This is a genomic window from Ruegeria sp. AB8, from assembly GCF_056542605.1.
This window is the reverse complement of the sequence record NZ_JBQGAB010000010.1, coordinates 66560-88374: the sequence shown is the minus strand read 5'-3', so window position 1 is coordinate 88374 and position 21815 is coordinate 66560. Positions and strand designations below refer to the sequence as shown.

20 protein-coding genes are annotated in these 21815 nt (G+C 60.1%); 14 read left to right on the top strand and 6 right to left on the bottom strand.

The features are described from left to right. The first annotated feature begins 107 nt into the window (after positions 1 to 107). From pepT to ACR0CG_RS12195, 3 genes are all read left to right on the top strand, one after another. Complete coding sequence (gene pepT, locus ACR0CG_RS12205) at positions 108 to 1364, top strand: peptidase T (protein WP_480525170.1); 1257 nt, start codon at positions 108 to 110, stop codon at positions 1362 to 1364. Positions 1365 to 1445: 81 nt separating this feature from the next. Further along, positions 1446 to 1880: a DUF4177 domain-containing protein gene (locus tag ACR0CG_RS12200; RefSeq protein WP_480525168.1), complete on the top strand. Its 435-nt coding sequence runs from the start codon at positions 1446 to 1448 to the stop codon at positions 1878 to 1880. A 142-nt stretch (positions 1881 to 2022) separates the two neighbouring features. Further along, positions 2023 to 2922: a hypothetical protein gene (locus ACR0CG_RS12195; RefSeq protein WP_480525166.1), complete on the top strand. Its 900-nt coding sequence runs from the start codon at positions 2023 to 2025 to the stop codon at positions 2920 to 2922. Between the two features lie 6 nt (positions 2923 to 2928). Here ACR0CG_RS12195 and ACR0CG_RS12190 read toward each other — a convergent pair whose 3' ends face one another. Continuing rightward, the gene (locus tag ACR0CG_RS12190) at positions 2929 to 3183 is read right to left on the bottom strand and encodes a BolA family protein (protein ID WP_480525164.1); all 255 of its coding nucleotides are present in this window, start codon (positions 3181 to 3183) and stop codon (positions 2929 to 2931) included. Between the two features lie 107 nt (positions 3184 to 3290). Between ACR0CG_RS12190 and ACR0CG_RS12185 the strand changes: the two genes are divergently transcribed. After that, positions 3291 to 3917 carry a J domain-containing protein gene (locus ACR0CG_RS12185; RefSeq protein ID WP_170615281.1) on the top strand — a complete coding sequence of 209 codons (627 nt, stop codon included), beginning with the start codon at positions 3291 to 3293 and terminating at the stop codon, positions 3915 to 3917. 69 nt (positions 3918 to 3986) lie between these two features. On the opposite strand, the gene ACR0CG_RS12180 is transcribed toward ACR0CG_RS12185, so the two are convergent. Beyond that, positions 3987 to 4763 (bottom strand): carbon-nitrogen hydrolase family protein, encoded by a 777-nt coding sequence (locus ACR0CG_RS12180; RefSeq protein WP_170615279.1) that lies wholly within the window; start codon positions 4761 to 4763, stop codon positions 3987 to 3989. Positions 4764 to 4900: 137 nt separating this feature from the next. Here ACR0CG_RS12180 and ACR0CG_RS12175 point away from each other — a divergent pair, with 137 nt between their 5' ends. The 9 genes from ACR0CG_RS12175 (at position 4901) to ACR0CG_RS12135 (ending at position 15559) form a co-directional block, all read left to right on the top strand. After that, a complete protein-coding gene (locus ACR0CG_RS12175) occupies positions 4901 to 5320 on the top strand; it encodes an Lrp/AsnC family transcriptional regulator (RefSeq protein ID WP_480525161.1) in 420 nt (139 codons plus the stop codon). Positions 5321 to 5401: 81 nt separating this feature from the next. After that, entirely contained in the window at positions 5402 to 5995 is a 594-nt protein-coding gene (locus tag ACR0CG_RS12170) for a dimethylsulfonioproprionate lyase family protein (protein ID WP_480525158.1), read from the top strand. A 156-nt stretch (positions 5996 to 6151) separates the two neighbouring features. Then, a complete protein-coding gene (locus tag ACR0CG_RS12165) occupies positions 6152 to 7567 on the top strand; it encodes an MBOAT family O-acyltransferase (protein WP_480525157.1) in 1416 nt (471 codons plus the stop codon). Between the two features lie 12 nt (positions 7568 to 7579). After that, the gene (locus ACR0CG_RS12160) at positions 7580 to 8653 is read left to right on the top strand and encodes an alginate O-acetyltransferase AlgX-related protein (RefSeq protein WP_480525155.1); all 1074 of its coding nucleotides are present in this window, start codon (positions 7580 to 7582) and stop codon (positions 8651 to 8653) included. A 183-nt stretch (positions 8654 to 8836) separates the two neighbouring features. Continuing rightward, entirely contained in the window at positions 8837 to 9823 is a 987-nt protein-coding gene (gene cobS, locus ACR0CG_RS12155; protein ID WP_170615271.1) for a cobaltochelatase subunit CobS, read from the top strand. Positions 9824 to 9944: 121 nt separating this feature from the next. Further along, on the top strand, positions 9945 to 11822 hold the full coding sequence (gene cobT / locus ACR0CG_RS12150; protein ID WP_170615270.1) for a cobaltochelatase subunit CobT: 1878 nt from the start codon (positions 9945 to 9947) through the stop codon (positions 11820 to 11822). Between the two features lie 294 nt (positions 11823 to 12116). After that, positions 12117 to 13283 carry an alpha/beta hydrolase gene (locus ACR0CG_RS12145; RefSeq protein WP_480525152.1) on the top strand — a complete coding sequence of 389 codons (1167 nt, stop codon included), beginning with the start codon at positions 12117 to 12119 and terminating at the stop codon, positions 13281 to 13283. 77 nt (positions 13284 to 13360) lie between these two features. Then, entirely contained in the window at positions 13361 to 15151 is a 1791-nt protein-coding gene (locus ACR0CG_RS12140) for an aminopeptidase P family protein (RefSeq protein ID WP_480525150.1), read from the top strand. A gap of 63 nt (positions 15152 to 15214) precedes the next feature. Further along, positions 15215 to 15559 carry a DUF427 domain-containing protein gene (locus ACR0CG_RS12135; RefSeq protein ID WP_480525148.1) on the top strand — a complete coding sequence of 115 codons (345 nt, stop codon included), beginning with the start codon at positions 15215 to 15217 and terminating at the stop codon, positions 15557 to 15559. Positions 15560 to 15621: 62 nt separating this feature from the next. Here ACR0CG_RS12135 and ACR0CG_RS12130 read toward each other — a convergent pair whose 3' ends face one another. Continuing rightward, complete coding sequence (locus tag ACR0CG_RS12130; protein ID WP_480525146.1) at positions 15622 to 16440, bottom strand: DUF2189 domain-containing protein; 819 nt, start codon at positions 16438 to 16440, stop codon at positions 15622 to 15624. Positions 16441 to 16654: 214 nt separating this feature from the next. Then, positions 16655 to 17248: a sulfotransferase family protein gene (locus ACR0CG_RS12125; protein WP_480525144.1), complete on the bottom strand. Its 594-nt coding sequence runs from the start codon at positions 17246 to 17248 to the stop codon at positions 16655 to 16657. Positions 17249 to 17385: 137 nt separating this feature from the next. On the opposite strand from ACR0CG_RS12125, the gene ACR0CG_RS12120 reads away from it, so the two are divergent. Then, positions 17386 to 18303, top strand: a complete 918-nt coding sequence (locus tag ACR0CG_RS12120) for a LysR family transcriptional regulator (RefSeq protein ID WP_480525142.1) — start codon at positions 17386 to 17388, stop codon at positions 18301 to 18303. A gap of 49 nt (positions 18304 to 18352) precedes the next feature. Here the strand turns inward: ACR0CG_RS12120 and ACR0CG_RS12115 are convergent, their stop codons facing one another. Next, positions 18353 to 20038, bottom strand: a complete 1686-nt coding sequence (locus tag ACR0CG_RS12115; protein WP_480525140.1) for a chloride channel protein — start codon at positions 20036 to 20038, stop codon at positions 18353 to 18355. Between the two features lie 100 nt (positions 20039 to 20138). Next, positions 20139 to 21788 (bottom strand): DNA repair protein RecN, encoded by a 1650-nt coding sequence (gene recN, locus ACR0CG_RS12110; protein ID WP_480525138.1) that lies wholly within the window; start codon positions 21786 to 21788, stop codon positions 20139 to 20141. Positions 21789 to 21815 lie beyond the last annotated feature (27 nt).

Sequence of the window (21815 nt, the reverse complement as noted above, 5' to 3'; positions counted from 1 at the left end):
TGTACATAACAAAAAGTTAACCGCTCAGCCCCGATTTCGGGCTGAGCATCTGCTTGACTCCCCGCCGGATTGCACCCTTTCATCCCCGAAAATTGAGGTGAGGTAACATGCAGAAAAGATTTGATCAGGAACTCGAGGACCGGCTGGTCCGGTATGCTGCGATCGACAGTCAGAGCGATGAGACGTCGCCCTCGACCCCAAGTTCGGACATCCAGCTGAACATGCTGAACCTGCTGCGCCAGGAACTGACCGAAATCGGCGCGCAGGATGTTGAATTGACCGGTGACAGCGTTGTTGTCGCCACTATCCCCGGAACTGTTCCCGGCCCAACAATCGGGTTTCTGGCCCATGTCGACACCGCCCCGCAGTTCAATGCCGCCGGCGTCAAGCCGCGCGTGATCAAGGGGTACAATGGTGGCGAGATCACCTTTCCCGACGACCCCGATCTGGTCCTGTCGCCGGAGGAGCACCCCTATCTCGCCGAAAAGATCGGGCACGATCTGATTACTGCATCAGGCACCACCTTGCTGGGTGCGGATGACAAGGCGGGTGTCTCGATCCTGATGACCATGGCGCGGCATCTGATTAATAATCCTGATATTCCGCACGGGCCGATCCGCATCGCCTTTACCCCCGATGAAGAGATCGGGCGCGGTGTTACCGAACAACTACCCAAGGATCTGGGCGCTGATTTCGCATACACTCTGGATGGTCAGGAAGTCGGCGAAATCGAATATGAGAGCTTTTCGGCCGACCGTGCCGTGATCCGGATCGAGGGCGTCTCGATCCACCCCGGGCTTGCGAAGGGAAAAATGGTCAACGCAGCCCATCTGGCAGCTAAGATCGTTCAAACTCTTCCGCAGGCGACGATGACCCCCGAAGTCACGGACGGGCACGAGGGGTTCATCCATATCACCGACATGAATGGCGGTTCCTCCGAAATGGAAATCAAGCTGATCCTGCGCGATTTCGAAATGGAAGCGTTGGAGGCGCAGGGTGATCTGGTGCGGCAGGTTTGTGCCACTGTACAGGCCACAGAGCCGCGGGCGGTAATCACCTGTGAGATTTACCATCAATACCGCAACATGCGCTATTGGCTGGAAAAGGACATGACCCCGGTTGATCTGGCCCGCGACGCCTGCCGCGACATGGGGATCGAGCCTGTATCTGTTCCGATCCGGGGCGGCACCGACGGGTCGCGCCTGACCGAGTTCGGCACCCCCTGCCCCAATATCTTTACCGGGATGCAGTGCATTCACGGCCCGCTGGAATGGATTTCGGTGCAGGACATGGCCGTCGCGACCGAGTTGTGCCTGTCCGTGGCGACCAGGGCAGCGCAGAAACCGGGCAACAGTGGCGGCTAAAATCCGACATCGGGTCGACGTCTCTTTCGCCCGGCGGTCAACGTGATAACCTGTCCGCCACAGGCATTTCAGGAACGGTTGATGCAGCGCTACGAATACAAGGTTGTCCCCGCCCCGCAAAAAGGCACCAAGGCCAAGGGCGTGAAAACGCCCGAGGGGCGGTTTGCCAATTCGGTCGAACAATTGCTGAACCAGATGGGTCAGGACGGCTGGGAATACCAGCGCGCCGAGTTGCTGCCCAGCGAGGAACGCTCGGGCCTGACCGGATCGACGACCCACTGGCGCAATGTGCTGGTGTTCCGCCGCTCGGTCGAGGCTGAGGTCGCCCCGGTTCCCGTCCCGAGCCCGACAGAAACGCCCGAAGGCGTTCCGCTGGCCCACCCGATCCCGGGACCGGATACGGTGAAGGCGCCCGAGCCGGATGCGGTTCTGGCCCCGGGACCTATTTCAGCCGAGGTGGATGAGCCTCCCCTGACTTTGCAACCCGGCGAAAAAGCCGACGAAGATTCCAAGTAACAAGCATCAAGACCAGACGGTTCGAAGGTGTGGTTTTGATGGCACGGATTTGACCAGCAGGACTGAGACGGTCATCCGTTTCAGGGTTCCGGTCGTATCGTTAAGAGATATTTTTTGCCCCCCAGAAGGACCCCCTACTGCGATGAAACCCCGCAAAGCTAATCTTTGTCTTTTTGCCGCCATCGCATGCCAGTTCGCGTTGCCCGCCGTCGCACAACAACGATTAGGCTGGGTCAGCCAGATCGACGGGCTGGCCGCCTATCAGGGCAGCGCCGATCTGGATCAAGGCGGCGACTTCAGCGCGACGCGGTCGTTTCTGCGGGCTACGGGGCTATATAGTTTTGACAGCGATACTTCGCTCGGTGTTTCGGTAAGCTACGGGCAACTGGATTACGATTTCAGCGCAGCGGACAACCAGCCGTGGAACGATATCCGCGACATCCGAGTTTCGACCCCGCTTCGGTTTCAGGCCAGGCAAAGGGGCAGCGTGTTCGTATCGCCTCAGATCAGATGGGACTACCACAGAGGTGCCGCACCTTCGGATGGGCGCACATATGGTGTTTTTGCGGGTGTCGCATGGCGGATGAGCCAAAGCTTGACAATCGGCCCGGCATTTGGGGCTTTTTCGCAACTGGAAGATAGCGGTGTGGATGTCTTTCCCGCGTTGTTGGTGGATTGGGACATCAATGATCGCTGGAACTTGAACACCGGATCCGGAATCGGAGCTACGCGAGGGCCGGGGCTGACATTGAGCTATGCGGTGAATGAAGATTTCAGCCTCTCGCTTTCGGCACGTTCCGAGAAAATCCGCTTCCGGCTAGACGACAACGGGCTGGCTCCCAGCGGGATTGGTGAAGATCAGAGCATCCCGGTGGTTGCGTCCCTCAGCTATGACCCGAATCCCGGCGTGTCAGTAACCGTCTTTGCAGGGGCCGAGTTCGATGGCCGACTGACGCTGGAGGACAAGAACGGTAACGAAATCAGCCGTCAGAACTATGACACGGCCCCTCTGGTCGGTCTCGCCTTCCGGCTGCGGTTCTAAGCGCGATCAGACACCGATATCCAAAGCCAGCGCATGGATGCGTGGAACCACATCGCCCAGCGCCTTGTGCACGGCACGGTGGCGGGCAACGCGGGATTGGCCTGCGAAGGCTGAGGCGCGGATGCGGACGTTGAAGTGGCTCTCGCCCCCGTCCTGGTATCCGGCATGGCCCCGGTGGCTTTCGCTGTCATCGACCACTTCAAGCTCGCGCGGGTCAAACGCGGCCTGCAGGCGGGATCGGATTTCTTCGGTCACGCTCATTTTTATGCTCATCGGCAAAATTTTTGCCGCCCCCCTCTTCTACTTTCGGCTGCTTAGACTAAACTGCTGCCTCCGAGTCGAAAAGATGTGTTCGTAAGGATCAGAGCATGACGAAATCAGACCCATTCGGATTCGATATGTCCGTTTCCAGCGCCAAGAAAAAGAACCCGCGCGGGCGTCGGGGCATGTCGGGTGCGTCTGAGACCTCGATGCGAATCTGCGATCACGAGGGCTGTGAAGAGGCGGGCAAGTTTCGGGCGCCAAAAGCGCCGGACGTTCTGGATGACTTCTTCTGGTTCTGCCAGCAGCATGTGCGCGAGTATAATCAGAAGTGGAATTTCTTCGACGGCACCACCGAGGCCGAACTGAACGCGCAGCGGTCCAAGGACAAGGTGTGGGAGCGTGAGACCAAACCCATGGGCGACCCCGAGGCGCGCGCCTGGGCCCGGCTGGGCATCGAGGATCCCCACCAGGTGCTGGGCGCCAACGGTACACAGAACAAGGGCCGTACATCAGGTGGCGGCGGGCGTCGCCTGCCCCCGACCGAGCGCCGTGCGATCGAGATTCTGGAAGCCAATGACAGCTGGTCAAAGGCCGAGGTGCGCAAGGCCTACAAAAAGCTGATCAAGGTGCTTCACCCGGATATGAACGGCGGCGACCGCAGTCAGGAAGAGCAACTGCAGGAGGTTGTCTGGGCCTGGGATCAGATCAAGGACAGCCGGAACTTCAAATAGTCCGGCATCCGGTTGGCCCTGCCGCAAACAATGACAGCAGGACCAGAACGGATCTGGCGCGTCAAACAATCATTCCGGAACGTAGCGCGGATAGGTCGATTTGCTTTGCGCGGCAAAGTCCAGATCGATCTCGACCGTGGCAAAGGGATTGTCAGGGTCGGTGGTGGCCAGCACGTTTCCTTCGGGGTCGATCACCCAAGCCAGACCGCCTGCGTCGGGGGCATCTCCGACAGGGGCCCACAGGTTGGACGACAGGCAATAAGCACCGGAACACACGGCCGAGGCCTGACCGCCGGCCAGCCATTTTTCGACAGAGCCGTGCGGCGTCGCACGCGGGACGCATAACAGGTCGGCACGCGAGGCCGCATAGTGGCGGGCCCATTCAAAGAACCACATCTCGGTACAGATCTGGACGCCGACGCGCATCCCCAGAACACGGGCCAGATCAAAGCTCTTGGGTCCGCGATCATACCAGCTGTGCTCATGATAACCCGGTTCATCCGGCAAATAGTATTTCTCATGCACCGGCGCTGCGTTGTCGGTTTCAGCGGTCCAGACATAGGCCTGATTGCGGCGGCTGCCGGCGGCGTTGACAATCGGGCGGGTTCCCATCGCGCCGCGAACGCCCAGTTTCGAAAGCTGCGAAATCCTGTCGTCATGCGCCGCAACGGAGGCAGCCCAGCGCCCGGCATCCGGCGTTGCGTCATGCGCCAGCCAGTCGAAAAAACACATCTCGGGCAGCAGCAAAAAATCTGTTCCGGCAGCTTGGACATGATCGGCCAGACCCGACAGGTACTGGTCCAGTTGTGATGGGCGCGGGTCGAGTTGGCAAACGGTGACTTTCACGGCTGCGGTCCTTGGACATGGTTGGTAATGCGGATCAGCATGACTGCGCGTGTATTGGCGTAACAGTCAAGGAATGGTATCGTTTCGATAGACCTTTAACGATTTGACAGCCATTTTGACGAAAGCGAACACAAGGCATGGACAATATCGATCGGGAACTGCTGCGCCTTCTGAGCGGGGATGCCCGTTGTTCGGCCGCCGAACTGGCGCGTGAACTGGGCGTGTCGCGGGCCACGATCCAGAACAGGATCGACAAGCTGAAGGCGAACGGCACAATCGCGCGGTTTACGGTGGAACTTGGGGGCTTGGTTGAAAATGCGCTGGTCGATGCACTTGTGCTTTTGAAGCTGGCACCGGGGGACAGCAGACGGATCATCGACCAACTCAGGAGAATTCCCGAAGTTCAGTCGCTTGGCTCCGTGAACGGTGTGTTCGATCTGGTTCTGGAATTGCGCACCTCCTCGCATCAGCGTCTGGATACGGTCCTGATGGATATCCGCCGCATGCCGATGGTGGCCGAAACCAACAGCTGCATCCGCCTTAATCATTTCAAATGAAGCAAGTGCCCGCAGCGAAATACCTGCCCGATGTCGCAGGTGGACAAGCCTAATGGTCCGATTCGATCGTCTGATCACCGTATGGGCAACGATCACCTGTACGACAATCTTCTGCGCCTTTCGCGCGACGCCTATCGCGGCAATCGTGAATTGACGGCCTTTGCGGCGTTTCCAGATGACGTCGAGCGGCAGCCAATCACGCCATTACACCGCCCCTGCGGTGAAGCTCTGCGCAACGAAACCGGTTTGTCATCCCAACACTATGGCGATCTGCAGGATGCCATCATTGCCGCCGGTCCGGCGGCTGTCTGGCGTGAAACCTACAAGGGCACCAATATCGGGGACCGGTTCCTGCAAAATTTCGGATGCTATTCCATCATCGGCAAAGGCGGGCCATTCACCTCGCGGCAGTTGTGGCTGTGGGTCGTCCATATGCCAGCCGGGCTGTATTATCCCTGGCACCATCATCCGGGGGAGGAGGCATATTTGGTTGTGTCCGGGTCGGCTGTTTTCAAGCGGCAGGGATGCCCCGATGAAGCCCTGCGCGAAGGCGACACGGTACTGCATCAAAGCAACCAGCCACACGCGATGGAGACATTGGACGCGCCGGTCCTGTGCCTTGTCGCGTGGCGAAACGGGTTTGACACACCGCCTGTTCTGACGCCTTCGAAGTGATAGCCTTGTGGCTTGATCACGCGCAGGGTTCCGGCCAGAGGCTTCGGTTTTCCGGCGCATCGGGCTTGGGCAAACCGGGTGTGGGGCAACTCCTCGCTTGAAAGCGCTTCGGGACTGAGGCAGTAGGTCGTGACCCGCCGCGTTTGAAAGACTGAGATGCTATTCAGTTCCGTTCCGTTTGTGTTTGTTTTTCTGCCTCTGAGCCTTCTGGGGTTTTACGCAGCCGCAAGACTGCGCAATGCGGATGTGAAACTCTTGTGGATCGCGGCTTGTTCGCTGTTTTTCTATGCCTATTGGCGGCTGGATTACCTGCCAATTCTCTTGGGATCGGTCTGCGTCAACTTTCTTGTGGCCCGGGCCATTCGGCACAAGATGGCGGCGCAGGGGCAGAACGGCGCGGCGCGGGGGCTGCTTGTCGCGGGCATACTGTTCAACCTTGGTCTGCTTGGGTTCTTCAAATACCTTGGATTTGCCGTCGGTATCCTGAATGACGTCACGGGGTCCTTCATCCAGCCGCTGAGCATCGCGTTGCCGCTGGCGATCTCCTTTTTCACTTTTCAGCAAATCGCATTTCTGGTGGACAGCTACAAGCGGATCGCGCGGCCGACGCGGTTTCTGAACTATCTGGTTTTTGTCACCTTCTTCCCGCAGCTCATCGCGGGACCCATCGTGCATCACCATGAGATGATGCCGCAGTTCAAATCGCCTTCGATCGGGATTTTGCGATGGAAAAACCTGTATGTCGGGATAGTGATCTTTGGCATCGGGCTGTTCAAGAAACTGGTCATCGCAGATCAACTGGCGGTCTATGCGGATCAGGGTTTTGCCGATTATGCCAACCTGACCGTTCTGGACGCCTGGGTTGCGACATTGTCCTACACGTTCCAGCTGTATTTCGACTTCAGCGGTTATACGGATATGGCCATCGGCGCGGCGCGAATGTTCGGCATCCGCCTGCCGCAGAACTTCAACTCGCCCTACAAATCCCTGTCGGTTCAGGATTTCTGGCGCAGGTGGCACATGACGCTGTCGCGTTTTCTGCGCGACTATGTCTATATCCCGCTGGGCGGCGGCCGCCGGTCGCCCGCGCGGGTGTCGGCAAACCTGTTCACAACCTTTCTGCTTGGCGGTATCTGGCACGGTGCAGGCTGGACCTTTGTGATCTGGGGTGCCATTCACGGCGCTGTTCTGGTGGCCGAGCGCTATCTGGCCCGGCTGAAGGTCAGCCTGCCGAAACCGGCCCGTTGGGCAATCACCTTTTTGATCGTTCATTGCGCCTGGGTCTATTTCCGGGCCGACAGCGTGGCGCAGGCCAACAGCGTTCTTCGAACCATGTTTGGCCGGGGTGCATCGAACTCCGGCAGCAGCCATGTGGTGATCATCGACAGTGACACTGCGGCGGTTGCCATTCTTGCCGCGTTCTACGTGGCGCTGGCCCTGCCCAACACGAACCAGTTTGTGCGCAACCTCAAACCGCAATGGAAAACCGTTTTCGCCGGGATGGCCTTTGGCACCGCCTGCACGGCGATGCTGGCCACGCGCAGCGACGTTTTCCTTTATTTCAACTTCTGAGGAACAGGCCGGATGATGTACCGCAATCGTTTCCTTCTGGTCAGCGCCATCGCGGCGGTTGTGTTCCTGTTTCTGCCCGTCACCACTCTGCTGGCGCGCCTGCAGGTGCAGGACGGGCCGATTGTGCCGGAAGACCCGCGCGCATTATGGTCCGTGAACAATGCCGAAGGCATGCTGGCGCTGGGGTTGTGGTCCTGCTGCGGCGTCTCACTGGACACCGATCAGGTGGTGATCGGGCAGTCGGGCTATCTGTTTCTGGGCAACGGTCACAATCGTGTGCTCGACAGAACGTCGGGCCGGAAGATGCCCGATGCCAGGGATGTTGCGGGCTGGGCGGATCATCTGCGGCAGTTCTCGGACTGGCTGCAGGCGCGGGGTTCGGATTTCCTGCTTGTGATCGCGCCGAACAAGCATACGATCTATCCGGAATTTCTGCCGCCCGAAGTGGCACCAGCGGACATTAACGGCACGGACATGTTTATTGAGGCCGCGCGTGAACAAAATCTGCCGCTGCTGGATTTGCGCACCCTGATGACGGGACTGAAGGCCACCGCTCAGGCCTACCTGAAAACCGATACCCATTGGACAAACTTGGGGGCCGCACGAGGATATGAAGCGACTTTGGAGGCACTTGGGCCCGACTATGATCCGATTGTCTACGCGGCAGAGGTACTGGAATATACATCAGGTGATCTGGCCAATCTGCTTAAAGTTCGGGATTTGCTGGGCCACCGCCATGAAACGGATTATGCAATCGGATTTGAGAATTTGGTGGTCTGCGCAGGTGCAACTCCGTTCATCGGAAACGTACCTGACATCTGTACGGCAGAAGCGGGCGACGGAGGGGGTTTTGAGACGACATTTGCGCCTGCCGCCATAAATCCCGGCACCGCATTGCTAATCTGCGATTCATTCTGCGAGGCGAACATCGCGCTTTATCGCAGCACGTTCCGGATCGTTCACAAGGTACAATGGCAGGATCTTTTAGATCGAGACATGGCGGAACAGATCGCTCGCCTGCAGCCCGATGTGGTCATTTTCCAACTTGTCGAACGAAACCTGTTCGAGCCTCGCCTGCACCTGTAATAGGTTGAAAGGCCCGCCGGCTACGGGCCACCGGATTGTGATACCCACGATTTATGGTCAGTTTCAAAGAAACATCCGGCCAGCCAAATGAACGGTCGGCTTTCCCTTGCCCTTGTCCGCAATATGTTGCACCACACACGGGTTCAAACCCGGAGAGCGGGGCAAAGGATAAGGACAAGGCGCATGGCTGACGGATCGATCGATATCAACGCAAAACCAACCGAAGACATCTCGGTCCGTGACGTATTTGGAATTGACAGCAACATGGCGGTCAAGGGGTTCGCCGAGCGCAGCGACCGCGTTCCGGTGATCGACCCGACCTACAAGTTCGACCCCGAAACCACGCTGGCAATCCTGGCGGGCTTTTCGCACAATCGCCGCGTGATGATCCAAGGTTATCACGGCACCGGGAAATCGACCCATATCGAACAGGTCGCCGCGCGTCTGAACTGGCCTGCCGTACGTGTGAACCTGGACAGCCACATCAGCCGGATCGACCTGATCGGCAAGGACGCGATCAAGCTGCGCGACGGCAAACAGGTGACCGAATTCCACGAAGGTATCCTGCCCTGGGCCCTGCGCAACCCTGTTGCCATCGTGTTCGACGAATATGATGCGGGCCGTGCCGACGTGATGTTCGTGATCCAGCGTGTGCTGGAGCATGACGGCAAGCTGACCCTGCTGGACCAGAACGAGATCATCACGCCGAACCCGAACTTCCGCCTGTTCGCGACCGCCAACACCGTGGGTCTGGGCGATACCACCGGCCTTTATCACGGCACGCAACAGATCAACCAGGCGCAAATGGACCGCTGGTCGCTGGTTTCGACTCTGAACTACCTGAGCCATGATGCCGAAACGATGATCGTGCTATCAAAGGCACCGCACTACAACACCGCCGAGGGCCGCAAGACCGTCAGCCAGATGGTGACCGTTGCTGACCTTACCCGGACGGCCTTCATGAATGGCGATCTGTCCACGGTGATGAGCCCGCGGACCGTGATCAATTGGGCCCAGAACGCAGAGATTTTCCGCAATGTGGGTTACGCCTTCCGCCTGTCGTTTCTGAACAAGTGCGATGAGTTGGAGCGCCAGACCGTGGCCGAGTTCTATCAGCGCTGTTTCGACGAGGAACTGCCCGAGAGCGCGGCGAGTGCGAGCCTGGGGTAAGCACCTGAATTGCGCCCGTTTCGGGCGCAATGCCTCCGGCGGGGATATTTTTGGCCAGATGAAGGCGGATCCGTTAATGTTTTCCAGGCCGGGCTGGTCACTTTGATGAGGGCTTAAGGACATGGCACAGAAGAACGATAACCCCGCCGATCCTTTCAAGAAGGCCTTGGCCGAGGCCACCAAGGTGATGGCCGACGATCCCGAGCTTTCGGTGAGCTATACGGTCGACCCGTCGGGCCTGTCCGGTGAATCGATGCGGTTGCCGCAGGTCTCTCGCCGCATGACTCGCGAGGAGGTGTTGCTGGCACGCGGCACGGCGGATGCTCTGGCGCTGCAGCGGCGGTATCATGACGATGCGACCCATGCGCGTTATGCCCCTCCGGGTGATATGGCGCGGGATCTTTATGAGGCGATGGAAGTTGCCCGTTGTGAAGCGATGGGCGCACGGGACATGCCCGGGACTGCCAGCAATATCGATGTCAAGATCAGCCACGAGGCGATCCGGCGCGGATATGACCAGTGCAAACAGCCTGCAGATGCGCCGCTTGCGGTGGCCGCGGGCTATCTGATCCGGCATCTGGCGACCGGGCGGGATCTGCCGCCGGCAGCCGAGAACATCATGAACCTGTGGCGCGGGTTCATCGAGGAACAGGCGGGTGGCGTGCTGGAGAACCTTGAAGAGGTTCTGTCGGACCAGGCGGAATTCGCAAGGTTTGCCCGTCAGATGATCAAGGATCTGGGCTATGGCGACCAGCTGGGCGAGGACCCGGACGAGCTGGACGACGAGCAGGAAGATCAGGCCGAAGACGACGCCGAGGAACAGCCCGACCCCGACAGCACCGGGCAGGACGATCAGGACGAGCAGGACGCCGACGCCACCCCCGAACAGACGCAGGAAGAGCAGCAGGATCAGTCTCAGGCGCAGGTCTCGATGGACGAGATGGCCGAGGATGAGATGGGCGAAGAGGCCGAGATGCCCGATGGCGAGGCCCCGCTGGAGCCGCCTGCCCCGCCGCCCGCGTCTGAAGCGGATCCCGACTACAAGGTTTACCTGAGCACCCATGACGAGGAGATCGCCGCCGAGGATCTGGCGGAACCCGCCGAACTGGAGCGGCTGCGGGCCTATCTGGATCAGCAGCTGGAGCCGTTGAAAGGGGCGGTATCGCGTCTGGCCAACAAGCTGCAGCGTCGGTTGCAGGCGCAGCAGAACCGGTCCTGGGAGTTTGACCGCGAGGAAGGCATTCTGGACGCAGGCCGTCTGGCACGTGTCGTGGCGAACCCAACAACACCGCTGAGCTTCAAGGTCGAGAAGGATACCGAGTTCCGCGACACCGTGGTGACGCTGCTTTTGGACAACTCGGGCTCGATGCGCGGGCGTCCGATCTCGATCGCGGCGATCTGTGCGGATGTTCTGGCGCGGACGCTGGAGCGCTGCAACGTCAAGGTCGAGATTCTGGGCTTTACCACACGGGCATGGAAAGGCGGTCAGGCGCGTGAGGCGTGGCTGAACGATGGACGCCCGCAGCAGCCGGGGCGCCTGAACGATCTTCGCCATATCATCTACAAGGGTGCGGATGCCCCGTGGCGTCGCGCGCGGCCCAATCTGGGTCTGATGATGAAAGAAGGTCTGTTGAAAGAAAACATCGACGGCGAGGCGCTGGAATGGGCGCATCGCCGGATGCTGGCGCGGCGAGAGCAGCGCAAGATTTTGATGGTGATCTCGGATGGTGCGCCGGTTGATGATTCAACTCTGAGCGTTAACCCTGCGAATTATCTGGAAAAACACCTGCGCGACGTGATCGCGATGGTCGAAAAGCGCAAGATGGTCGAACTGCTGGCGATCGGTATCGGTCACGACGTGACCCGCTATTACGACCGTGCGGTCACGATCACCGATGTCGAGCAACTGGCGGGTGCGATGACCGAGCAGTTGGCAGCTCTGTTCGACAGCGACCCGCGGGCGCGGGCGCGGGTCATGGGAATGAAGCGGGCCAGCTAGATCCGTTGACGTCGCCCTGCCGGGCGGCATAGCATCCTAAGCAACCAGCCCCAGATTGACGATCCGGTAGTCGGAGCAATTCGGGGCTGGGTATTATTGTGCCTGTGGCGAACGGCCTTGTGGTGCAATAACGCGATATCGAAGGGTGGCATCATCTGAAGCTCCTGTTTGTTGCCTCTAATTTGGCAACGGCGCTGCCCTCTCGCTTGAAGACAATCCTGAGAAACCCCCGAGAAACCTTTGGGAAGGCCATTGAACCTTGTGGCCCCAATCGAAACGGAGTGTATTCAGCCCATGCGCTATGAGTTTGCAGATTGTATTCTGGACGTTGACCGCCACGTGCTGTTGCGCGGGGGCGAAGCGGTTCCGGTTGAACCTCAGGTCTTTGATCTGCTGGAGTTACTGGTTGAAAGCCCCGGCAAGCTGGTTGCACGCGAAGAGATTATCGAGCGGGTCTGGCATGGTCGGTTTGTCTCGGAATCGACCATAAGCGCCCGCATCGCTGCAGCACGCAAGGCAGTAGGCGATGATGGCAAGACGCAACGGATCATCCGGACAATTGTGCGGCGTGGCCTGCAGATGGCGGCTGAAGTCAGCCGTGATTCACAGCCTGCACAAAACGGCGAACATCGAACCCAGCGGCTAAGATATGCCCGGGGACATGACGGTCAGGCGATTGCCTTTGCCATGTCCGGAGAAGGCCCTCCGGTTCTGAGGGTCGGTTCCATCGTTTATGATCTGGAGGCAGAGGGGCGGCTGGCTTCTGAGCGGACCTACCTTGAAGCGATGGACGCTGAGTTCACGATGTTGCGTTACAACAAAAGCCACCAGTCCCATTGGGGCGACCCCTGCCGGGCCAATTACGAAGGGGTTGCCGAAGACATTCTGGCGGTGACGCAGGCCGCAGGATTTGACCGGTTTGCCATTGTCTCGGAATTCGGCGGCGTATTCTCGGCCCTGCAATTCGCCACGAAATATCCCGAGCGCGTCAGCAGGCTGGCGATTGTTGGCGGCTGGGCAGAAGGGCGCGATCATCGTGAAGGTGTGGCGGGGCCGGATTCGATCCGCAACCTGATCATCGAAGGCTGGAAAGACCCCGGGAGCGGTTATGCGGTTGGCTCGCTACTGAGCTACTTTCCCGAGGGACCTTTGGAAACCGTGCGCGAAATTGTGAACGAGATGCAGACGCTCTATTCCGTCGAGCAGAAACTGTATCAGCGCGACAGCGGAAACACCGCCTCGGTTCTGCATCTTTTGCCGCAAGTGCAATGCCCGACGTTGGTCCTGCATGGGCGCAACAGCGCCGTCCACCCCTTGTCCGAGGCGCGAAAACTGGCAGCCGGTATTCCCGACGCTTCGCTTGTCATTCTGGAAACCGCCAATCACATTCCTCTGCCCGGAAACGACGTTTACGACTCTTATATCGAGACGCTGAAAGGCTTTCTGGGCGCAACCGAATAGTGTCGTCGCGATGTGCTGGACATTTGCCGCCGCGCGCCCCACTTTTCGCCGCACCAAGACATAAGCAAGAGGCCCCCATGTTCCAGACATTCGAAGTGACCGCCCGCCCGGAACAGGGGCCGCCCAGGCTGGCGGCCTTGCGCAGTGAGATGGCTCAGGAAGGGCTGGACGGATTTCTGGTTCCCCGCGCAGATGCGCATCAGGGGGAATATGTAGCGCCGCGCGATGAGCGTCTGGCCTGGTTGACCGGGTTCACCGGATCGGCCGGGTTTTGTGCCGCGCTGACAGACGTGGCGGGTGTATTCATCGACGGGCGCTATCGCACGCAGGTCAAGGCGCAGGTCGCGGATGTGTATACTCCGGTTCCCTGGCCCGATATCGGGTTGGCCGCCTGGCTGAAAGAACAGCTGCCACAGGGCGGCAAGGTCGGGTTTGACCCCTGGCTGCATGCTGTGGGTCAGATCACGAGCTCCCAGAAGGATCTGCAGGGCAGCGGTATCGAACTGGTCCGCTGTCCGAACCTGGTGGACCGGATCTGGGCGGACCAGCCTGCGCCACCGATGAACCCGGTTAGCGCGCACCCGATTGAATTCGCGGGTGAATCCGCCGAAAGCAAGATCAGCCGCCTGGCCGAAGCGCTGAAAAAAGCAGGACATGCGGCTGCGGTGATCACGCTGCCGGACTCCATCATGTGGCTGCTGAACATCCGGGGATCGGATATCGGGTACAACCCGGTGGCGCACGGGTTTGCGATTCTGCATGCCGATGGCGGAGTGGACCTGTTCATGGCCGCCAAAAAGCTGTCCGGTGTTGCCGATCATTTGGGGCCTCGGGTGCGCCAGCACGAACCGGATGCGTTTTTGCAGGCCATAAGCGGGCTGGCTGGTTCGGTGCAGGTCGATCCGGCGACATTGCCGCAGATTGTTGCGGACGCTCTGGGCGACAGGATGGCCGAGGGGGGCGACCCCTGCGCCCTGCCCAAAGCGTGCAAGAACGCTGCGGAAATCGCGGGCAGCGCCGAGGCGCATCTGCGCGATGCAGTCGCGGTGATCGAAACGCTGTGCTGGCTGGACGCGCAGCCCCCAGGCAGCCTGACCGAAACACAGGTCGTCACCCGGCTGGAGGAAAACCGACGGCAGGACGCGGCACTGCGGGATATCTCGTTCGACACCATTGCGGGCACCGGGCCAAACGGCGCAATCATGCATTACCGGGTGACGACCGAGACAGACAGCCTGTTGAAGGATGGCCATATTCTGGTTCTGGACAGCGGAGGGCAATATCTGGACGGCACCACGGACATCACCCGAACCGTTGCGATCGGCACCGCCGGTGACGAGGAAAGCGCCTGCTTCACGCGCGTGTTGAAAGGCATGATTGCCATGTCCATGCTGCGCTGGCCCGTCGGGCTGTCCGGGCGCGACATCGAATGTGTGGCGCGCGCGCCGCTGTGGTCCGCGGGGCAGGATTTCAACCACGGCGTGGGCCACGGCGTCGGTGCCTATCTGAGCGTGCACGAAGGCCCGCAGCGCCTGTCGAAGGTCAGCCATGTTGCGCTGGAACCCGGTATGATCCTGTCAAATGAGCCGGGGTACTACCGGGAAGGTGCCTTTGGTATCCGGATCGAGAATCTGGTGGTTGTGGACAAAGCCCCCTCGCTGCCCGGTGGTGATACCGAACGGGCGATGCTGAACTGGCGTACGCTGACCTTTGTGCCCATTGACCGCCGGTTGATCGTCGCCGACATGTTGTCCCCGCAGGAACGGGCATGGCTGAACGAGTATCACCGCGAAGTTGCGGAAAAAATCAGGCCAAGGCTGGGCCATGACGCGCAACTGTGGTTGGATGCCGCAACCGCGCCGGTGTGACATCCGGCTGTTACATAGACTGGGCAGAGGAAAGGCCCTGACGCGACAATAGAAGGAGCAGACATGACCGACCACATAACAATCCGCAAGGCGCCCGGAAAATGGAGCGTCCGGTCAGGTGGCGCGATTCTGGGCGAAACCACGGGTGCGCTGGAGTTGCTTGAAGGCAATCTGGATCCGGTGATCTATTTCCCACGCTCAGATGTCGCGATGGCCTTTCTGGACCAGACGGATAAAGTCACCCACTGCCCGCACAAAGGCGACGCCACGCATTTCTCGATCGTCAACAAATCCTCGACAACCGAAAACGCCGCGTGGAGCTATGAAGACCCGATCCCGGCGGTGGCCGAAATCAAAGGCTATCTGGCGTTCTATCCGCTGGATTCGGTGAAGGTCGAACAGTTGTAGAACCATCCGGTGTTGAGAAGTCAGTCGAAGCCGACAGTTGCGCCAAGTGATGGCAGGCCGGATCACCCCTCGGCGGGTTGCATGGCCCGCTGATAGAGATGCCATGTTGTGTGGCCAAGGATCGGCAGGGTGAAGATCAGTCCCAGAAACGCCGGGACAAGCGACAACAGCATAGTGACCGAGATGATCGCCGCCCAGCCAAGCATGACCAACGGATTTTTCGTGACGACGCGAATGGACGTGATCATGGCAGAGACGAAATTGGTTTCCCGGTCAAGCAGCATGGGCATGGCGATGACGGTCACCGAGAACAAGGCAGCCGACAGAAATGCGCCGACGCAGGTGCCAACGGCCAGGAAAGTCCAGCCCTGCGGTGTGAAGAACACGGTGTTCAGAAACCCGTCGAAATCCGAGAAAGATGCATTCTGTAGGATGATCGCCAGCCAAAGCCGGACCTGATAAATCCACACCCAGAAAATGAACAGGGTGACAAAGGCCATCCAGCCCATTTCGCGCTTGCGCTGGTTGGCCATGACGGTGAGGATTTCAGACCAGCCGAAACTCTCGTCGTTCTGCATCCGGCGGGACATCTCATACAGCCCGGCGGCAGCAAATGGCGCGACCAGGGGGAAGCCAACAACCGCTGGAATGATCATCCAGATCTTGCCAAGCCAGACCAGGCTCCAGACAAACAGGATGCCGAAGACTGCATAGAACAGGCCAAAAAAGCCACTCATGAAGGGGCGGGCCAGAAAATCGGAAAAGCCGGCCTTCAGGGACGCCGTGATATCATCCGCAGTGACCTTGTTGATCCTGGGCATGGCCTGCGGCGGCGGCGTCAGATTGTCCGGTGGCGTGGAACCCGCAGTCTTGGATGTCATGACACTCCTCCCAAAGCAGCTGCACCGTTCTGGTCCGCTTTCAAACAGACCAAACGGAGAAACAGACATCCCTCCTCTGCGACCAAGTTTGCATCAGGTGGGGCACAAGGGCAAGAAGCGAGTATTGTGGCCAAGTCTTCGCAGGGTCTGCGGAAAATCAGCAATTTCGCGTCAAGGGTACGCCGGTTCCCAAGGCCTGGGTTATTCGGGAGGGCTATGCGACCGCCCGGAACCCTGCCTTTGTGTTGCCTTTGGGATAGTCGATGTCGGGTGCCGGCAAGCCCAGCCCCCTGCACAAAGGATCCCAACCGGAGCCAAGCGGCAGCTCGATAAGCCGTTCCGCAGGCACTTCGTTTCGGACACTGGCGATCGTGTCCTCGTAAACAGACAGAACATGTGCCTTGTCCTGGATGTTTCCGCCGAAAACCCCTTCGGTTATCACGCTGGTTCCCAGACCGCCGACATCCGTGCCCGTTAGCAGCGCTGTCTGAATCGTATTGGTGAAACTGTTCCACCAGTCTTCGGCGGGCCGGTGGGTCAGCACCACTTTGGCATCCGGGTAGAAGGCCATCGTTTCGCGCCAGTAGGCGGCTGATGGCCAGTCCACGGCGCTGTTGTATCCTTCAAACAGCGAGGGCCAGTCCGGTGTTGCCCCGTTTGCGAAAGCGAGCCAGCGTTCCCGCTGCGTTTCGCTGTCCATGACCTCGTACATGTGGTGCGTCGGTCCGAGCCCAAGGGCTTCAAGCGCCCGCTTGAGGCTTTCCGTTCCTGTCCGTCCAAATCCGGCTCCGATCACTTTCAAAGTCATGTTCATCCTCCGGTCAATTGCAATGCATCCCGTGACGGGTCTGCTTGCCTAAGGATGTCCGGATGTGTCAGATTGAACAATCAGATCAATTCGTTTCAATACATTGAAATTTTCAATTACACTCAGACAGGGTTCCGATGTCCACAGCGCCAGAAATACTCTCGCTCGATTTCGCGGCGCTTCGTACGCTGAAGCTGGTGTACACGCACCGCTCATTCGCAAAGGCCGCAGCCGAGTTGGGCATGAACCCGTCTTCGGTCAGTTACACGATCGAACGTGTAAGAAAGGCAGCGCAGGATCCCCTGTTCGTCAAACAAGGCGGGGGGATAGCACCCACGCACCATTGTCACCGGCTCATGGACCGGGTGGAGCACATGTTGGAAGAAGCCGAGCAGTTTCGCGACGATGAGGCATTCGATCCGAAGCAGTCCGAGGGAGAGATCCGGATCAACATCACCAGTTACGAAACGTTGCTTGTTTTGCCGCAAGTTGTTCGGCGGCTCCGGCGCGAAGCACCTGCGATCCGGCTGATCCTGAACTATAACTACGGCCTTGCCAGCGACTTGTTGCTGAGTGGCAGCGCCGATATCTACCTCGGGCCGCAGAAAGTGTCGGACAGCGGGATTTACGGCGAAGAATACCTGAACTGCGAGCAGCATGTCTGCATGATGGATCCGTCACACCCGCTGGCAAAGAAAGAGGTCCTGGGGCTGGACGACATCAAGGAGATGAATTTCGTCCATTTCGAACCGCGCCCCGGCTGGCAGCAGGCGACGGTTCGCTATGCCGCCGAACAGGGCATCAGCCTGCGGCGTTCGATCGTCAGCAGTGATGCGATATCCTTTGGCGAAATCATCGTGGGCACCGACCTGCTGGCTGCGTTGCCTTCACGGATGGCCAACCGTTTCAGGGACAGGCTTGCTCTGCGGCCTTTCGATTTTGACACGGGCATGGCAGAGCATATGTACTGGACCGCTGCAACCGACCGGTCGAAACTGGCACGTTGGGTCCGGTCTGTGATCAAGGAAGAAGCGAAGAAAGCGCCAACCGGCTAAGCGGCTCCCGTTTCAGAAGACGCAGCGCAACGTACCGGCTTCCGCCTCGCTACGAATGCTCCTCGGCCGCTGTCGCCGCCAGCGCGCGGTTATACGCCTTGAGCGCATCTATGTGATAAAGCGCGCCGACCGGGGTTTCGACACCGTTTTCTTCGATCAGAACCACCGGAATGCAGGGGATGTCATCGCGGTCGAAATAGGGCATCGCAGCCTCAAGCGTGGCGCTGGCCTGAATGCAGAAGCCCTGTTCAATCAACTCCTGCGCCTCGTCCCTGGTGATCGAGCGCGGATCTCCGAGCGGGCGCATCACGGCACCAGCGCGCAACATGGCCAGCAGGTAGGCCTGCGGCCCCGCGGCCAGATGCACATTGCGGCGCTCCAGTTGTGTCAGGAAGAAGGACCGGTCCACCAGGCGCGAAGCCAGCGCGGTGGACATCGAAACCGAGACCATCACCGCAAGGCCGATCTGCCAGTCTCCGGTCAGTTCGAACACGATCAGCGTGGTCGAGATGGGTGCCCCCAGAACTGCGGCGGCCACGGCACCCATTCCGGCAAAAGCATAGAGCGTGTGGGTCCCCGATACGTCCGGCAGCAGGCCGGTGGCGATCAGGCCAAAGGCCAGCCCGGTCAGCGCGCCGATCATCAGCGACGGTGAGAACACACCGCCACCCATGCGGCCGCCCATGGTAATGGCGACCGCAACGGTCTTGAGAACGGCAAACAGGATTGCGGTGGTCAGCAGCAGGTCGCCGGTCAGGGCGCGGATCGTGGTCTCGTACCCGACACCGATGATATGCGGGAACCAGATCGCCATCAGCCCCAGCATCGCCCCCGATACCGCCGGCCGCAGCCAGCGCGGCAGAGACAGGCGGGTCTGAATGTGGTTGCCGATATCCTCGGCAAAGAAGATCGAGCGCATCAGCAGCAGAGAGACGAACCCACAGATCAGCCCGAGGATCAGGAACGCGGGCAACTCCACATAGAATTGCAGCGATCCGGGGGTCTCCAGGACAAACTCGGTGACGTCACCATAGGCCAGACGGTTGATAACTGTCCCCGCGACCGAGGCAATTACGATAGGGGCGAAGGCATGGACCGCGAAATGGCGCAGAACCACTTCGAGCGCAAAAAGCGCACCTGCGATCGGGGCGTTGAAGCTGGCTGAGACGGCGGCGGCCACGGCACAGCCCAGCAGGTCGCGACCGGTGATGCCGTCCGCGTGGATGCGGTTGCTGACCCATGTTGAAATGACGCCCGCCATGTGAACCACCGGCCCTTCACGGCCCGTCGAGCCGCCAGAGCTGAGCGTTATGAGCGAGGCGAGGAAAGACGCGATCCCTGCCTTGATCTCGACCCTCCCATCAGTGACGGCAGAACCTTCCATCACGTCCGCTACGGACCGGACACGCCCGTCATCGGTGAAAATGTGCAGGATGATACCGACAACCAGGCCACCGATGATCGGCGTGATCAGGATCAGGACCCAGGGCAGCTTTTCCACATGGCTGTGCAGCAGAAGGATATCTTCGGTGTTGTAGATATACGCCTGAAGTGCGGCGATGGCCTTGCGGAATCCCAGCGCCATGAAACCCGCCGCGATACCGATGGCCAGGGCAATGAACCAGAACTGAATCTGGCTGGGTCCCCGGCGGAGCATCACCCGCCATGCATCCTTGATCGCGGCCAGTGCCTGATTGAGCTGATTGCGCAGAACGGTGCGGGTCGACTGGGTCATTTGCCCTCGGAGGTCATCGTTCCCTCATTAGTAAGCCACGGGGCGTCCTTATAAAAGTGGGATAGCGACGGTTTGAGAACCGGAAAGCGGCAGATATGTCTCAGGCCTGCAGCAAAGCGCGTGCGGCGGCGCGGGCTTCGTCCGTTATGGTGTCGCCTGCGACCATGCGGGCAATCTCATCCACCCGATCCGGGTCGGCCAGCGGGATGACGGTGGACAGGGTTTGCCCGTCCGCAACCTGTTTCTGCACACGCCAGTGATGCGCGGCCCGCGCGGCCACCTGCGGCGAATGCGTCACGACCAACACCTGCCCCCCCTGCGCCAGAGCGGCCAGACGGCGGCCAACCGCATCGGCAGTGGCACCGCCGACACCCCGGTCGATTTCATCGAAGATCATTGTGCGGGCGCTGTCATCACCGCTGAGGCAAACCTTGAGCGCCAGCAGGAAGCGGCTGAGTTCACCGCCGGATGCGATCTTGTTCAGCGGTCCCGAGGGCGCGCCGGGATTGGTGGCGACGGTGAAGGCCACCGCATCGGTGCCTTCGGGGCCGGGATCGGCTGGTGTGATTTCGGTTCGAAACACCGCGCGTTCCATTTTAAGCGGTGCAAGTTCGGCCATCACGGCGGCGTCGAGTTGCCCGGCCGCATTCTGACGCATGGTGCTGAGCTGGGCTGCAGCGGCATCGTAGGCGACCTGCGCGGCCTCGACAGCGGCACGCCTGTCGGCAAGGTCGGCATCTCCGGCGTCCAGCCGGTTCAGACGCTCACGCAGGGTTTCGGCGAAAGCGCCCAGATCGTCCGGCGCGACGTCGTGTTTGCGGGCCAGCGCGCGGATGGCGAACAGGCGTTCTTCAGTCTGTTCCAGTTCTGCCGGGTCGAAATCCAGCGCCTGAAGGCAGGCGTTGACGCCATCCTGCGCTTCGCCCAGTTCAATCATGGCGCGGCCGAGGGCGGCGATGGGCTCTTCAAGCTGGCCGCCGGCATGGTCCGACACACCTTCAAGCCAGCGCACCGCGTCGGCCAAAGCGCCTTCGGCGCTCTCGCCCCCCAACAGGGCAAAGGCACGGGCCACGTCGTCGCGGATCCGTTCGGCCCCCTGCATCATGCGGCGGCGGGCGTCGAGTTCGGCATCTTCACCCGGCTGAGGATCAAGCTGATCCAGTTCCGACACAGCATGGCGCAGAAACTCTTCTTCGGCGCGCATTGCGGCCAGCGTGCCTTCGGTCTCGGTCAGCGCCTTGCGGGCGCGGGACATCTGTGACCAGGCCGCTCGAACGGCGCTAAGCTGGTTCCCTGCCCCGGCATAGTCGTCCAGCAGAACACGATGACCGCGCGGGTTCAGCAGGCCGCGGTCATCGTGCTGGCCGTGCAGTTCGATCAATGTCTCGGACAGCGCACGCAGCACCTCGCCCGAGCAGCGGCGGTCATTGACCCAGGCGGTTTTGCGGCCCTCGGCCGTGTTGACGCGGCGAAGGATCAGTTCTTCGCCGGCGGGCAGCCCGGCTTCGGCCAAAACTGCATGGGCGGGATGATCGGCGGACAGTTCGAATTCGGCCAGCACTTCGCCCTGTGCTGCCCCCTGCCGCACCAGTTCGGCGCGACCGCGCCAGCCCAGAACAAAGCCCAGCGAATCCAGCAGGATCGACTTGCCCGCACCGGTTTCACCGGTCAGCGCATTGAGACCCGGCTGGAAGGTCAGTTCCAGCCGGTCGATGATCAGCATGTCGCGAATATCAAGGGCGCGTAGCATCGGGTCCTACTGTCCCAACCCTATGGT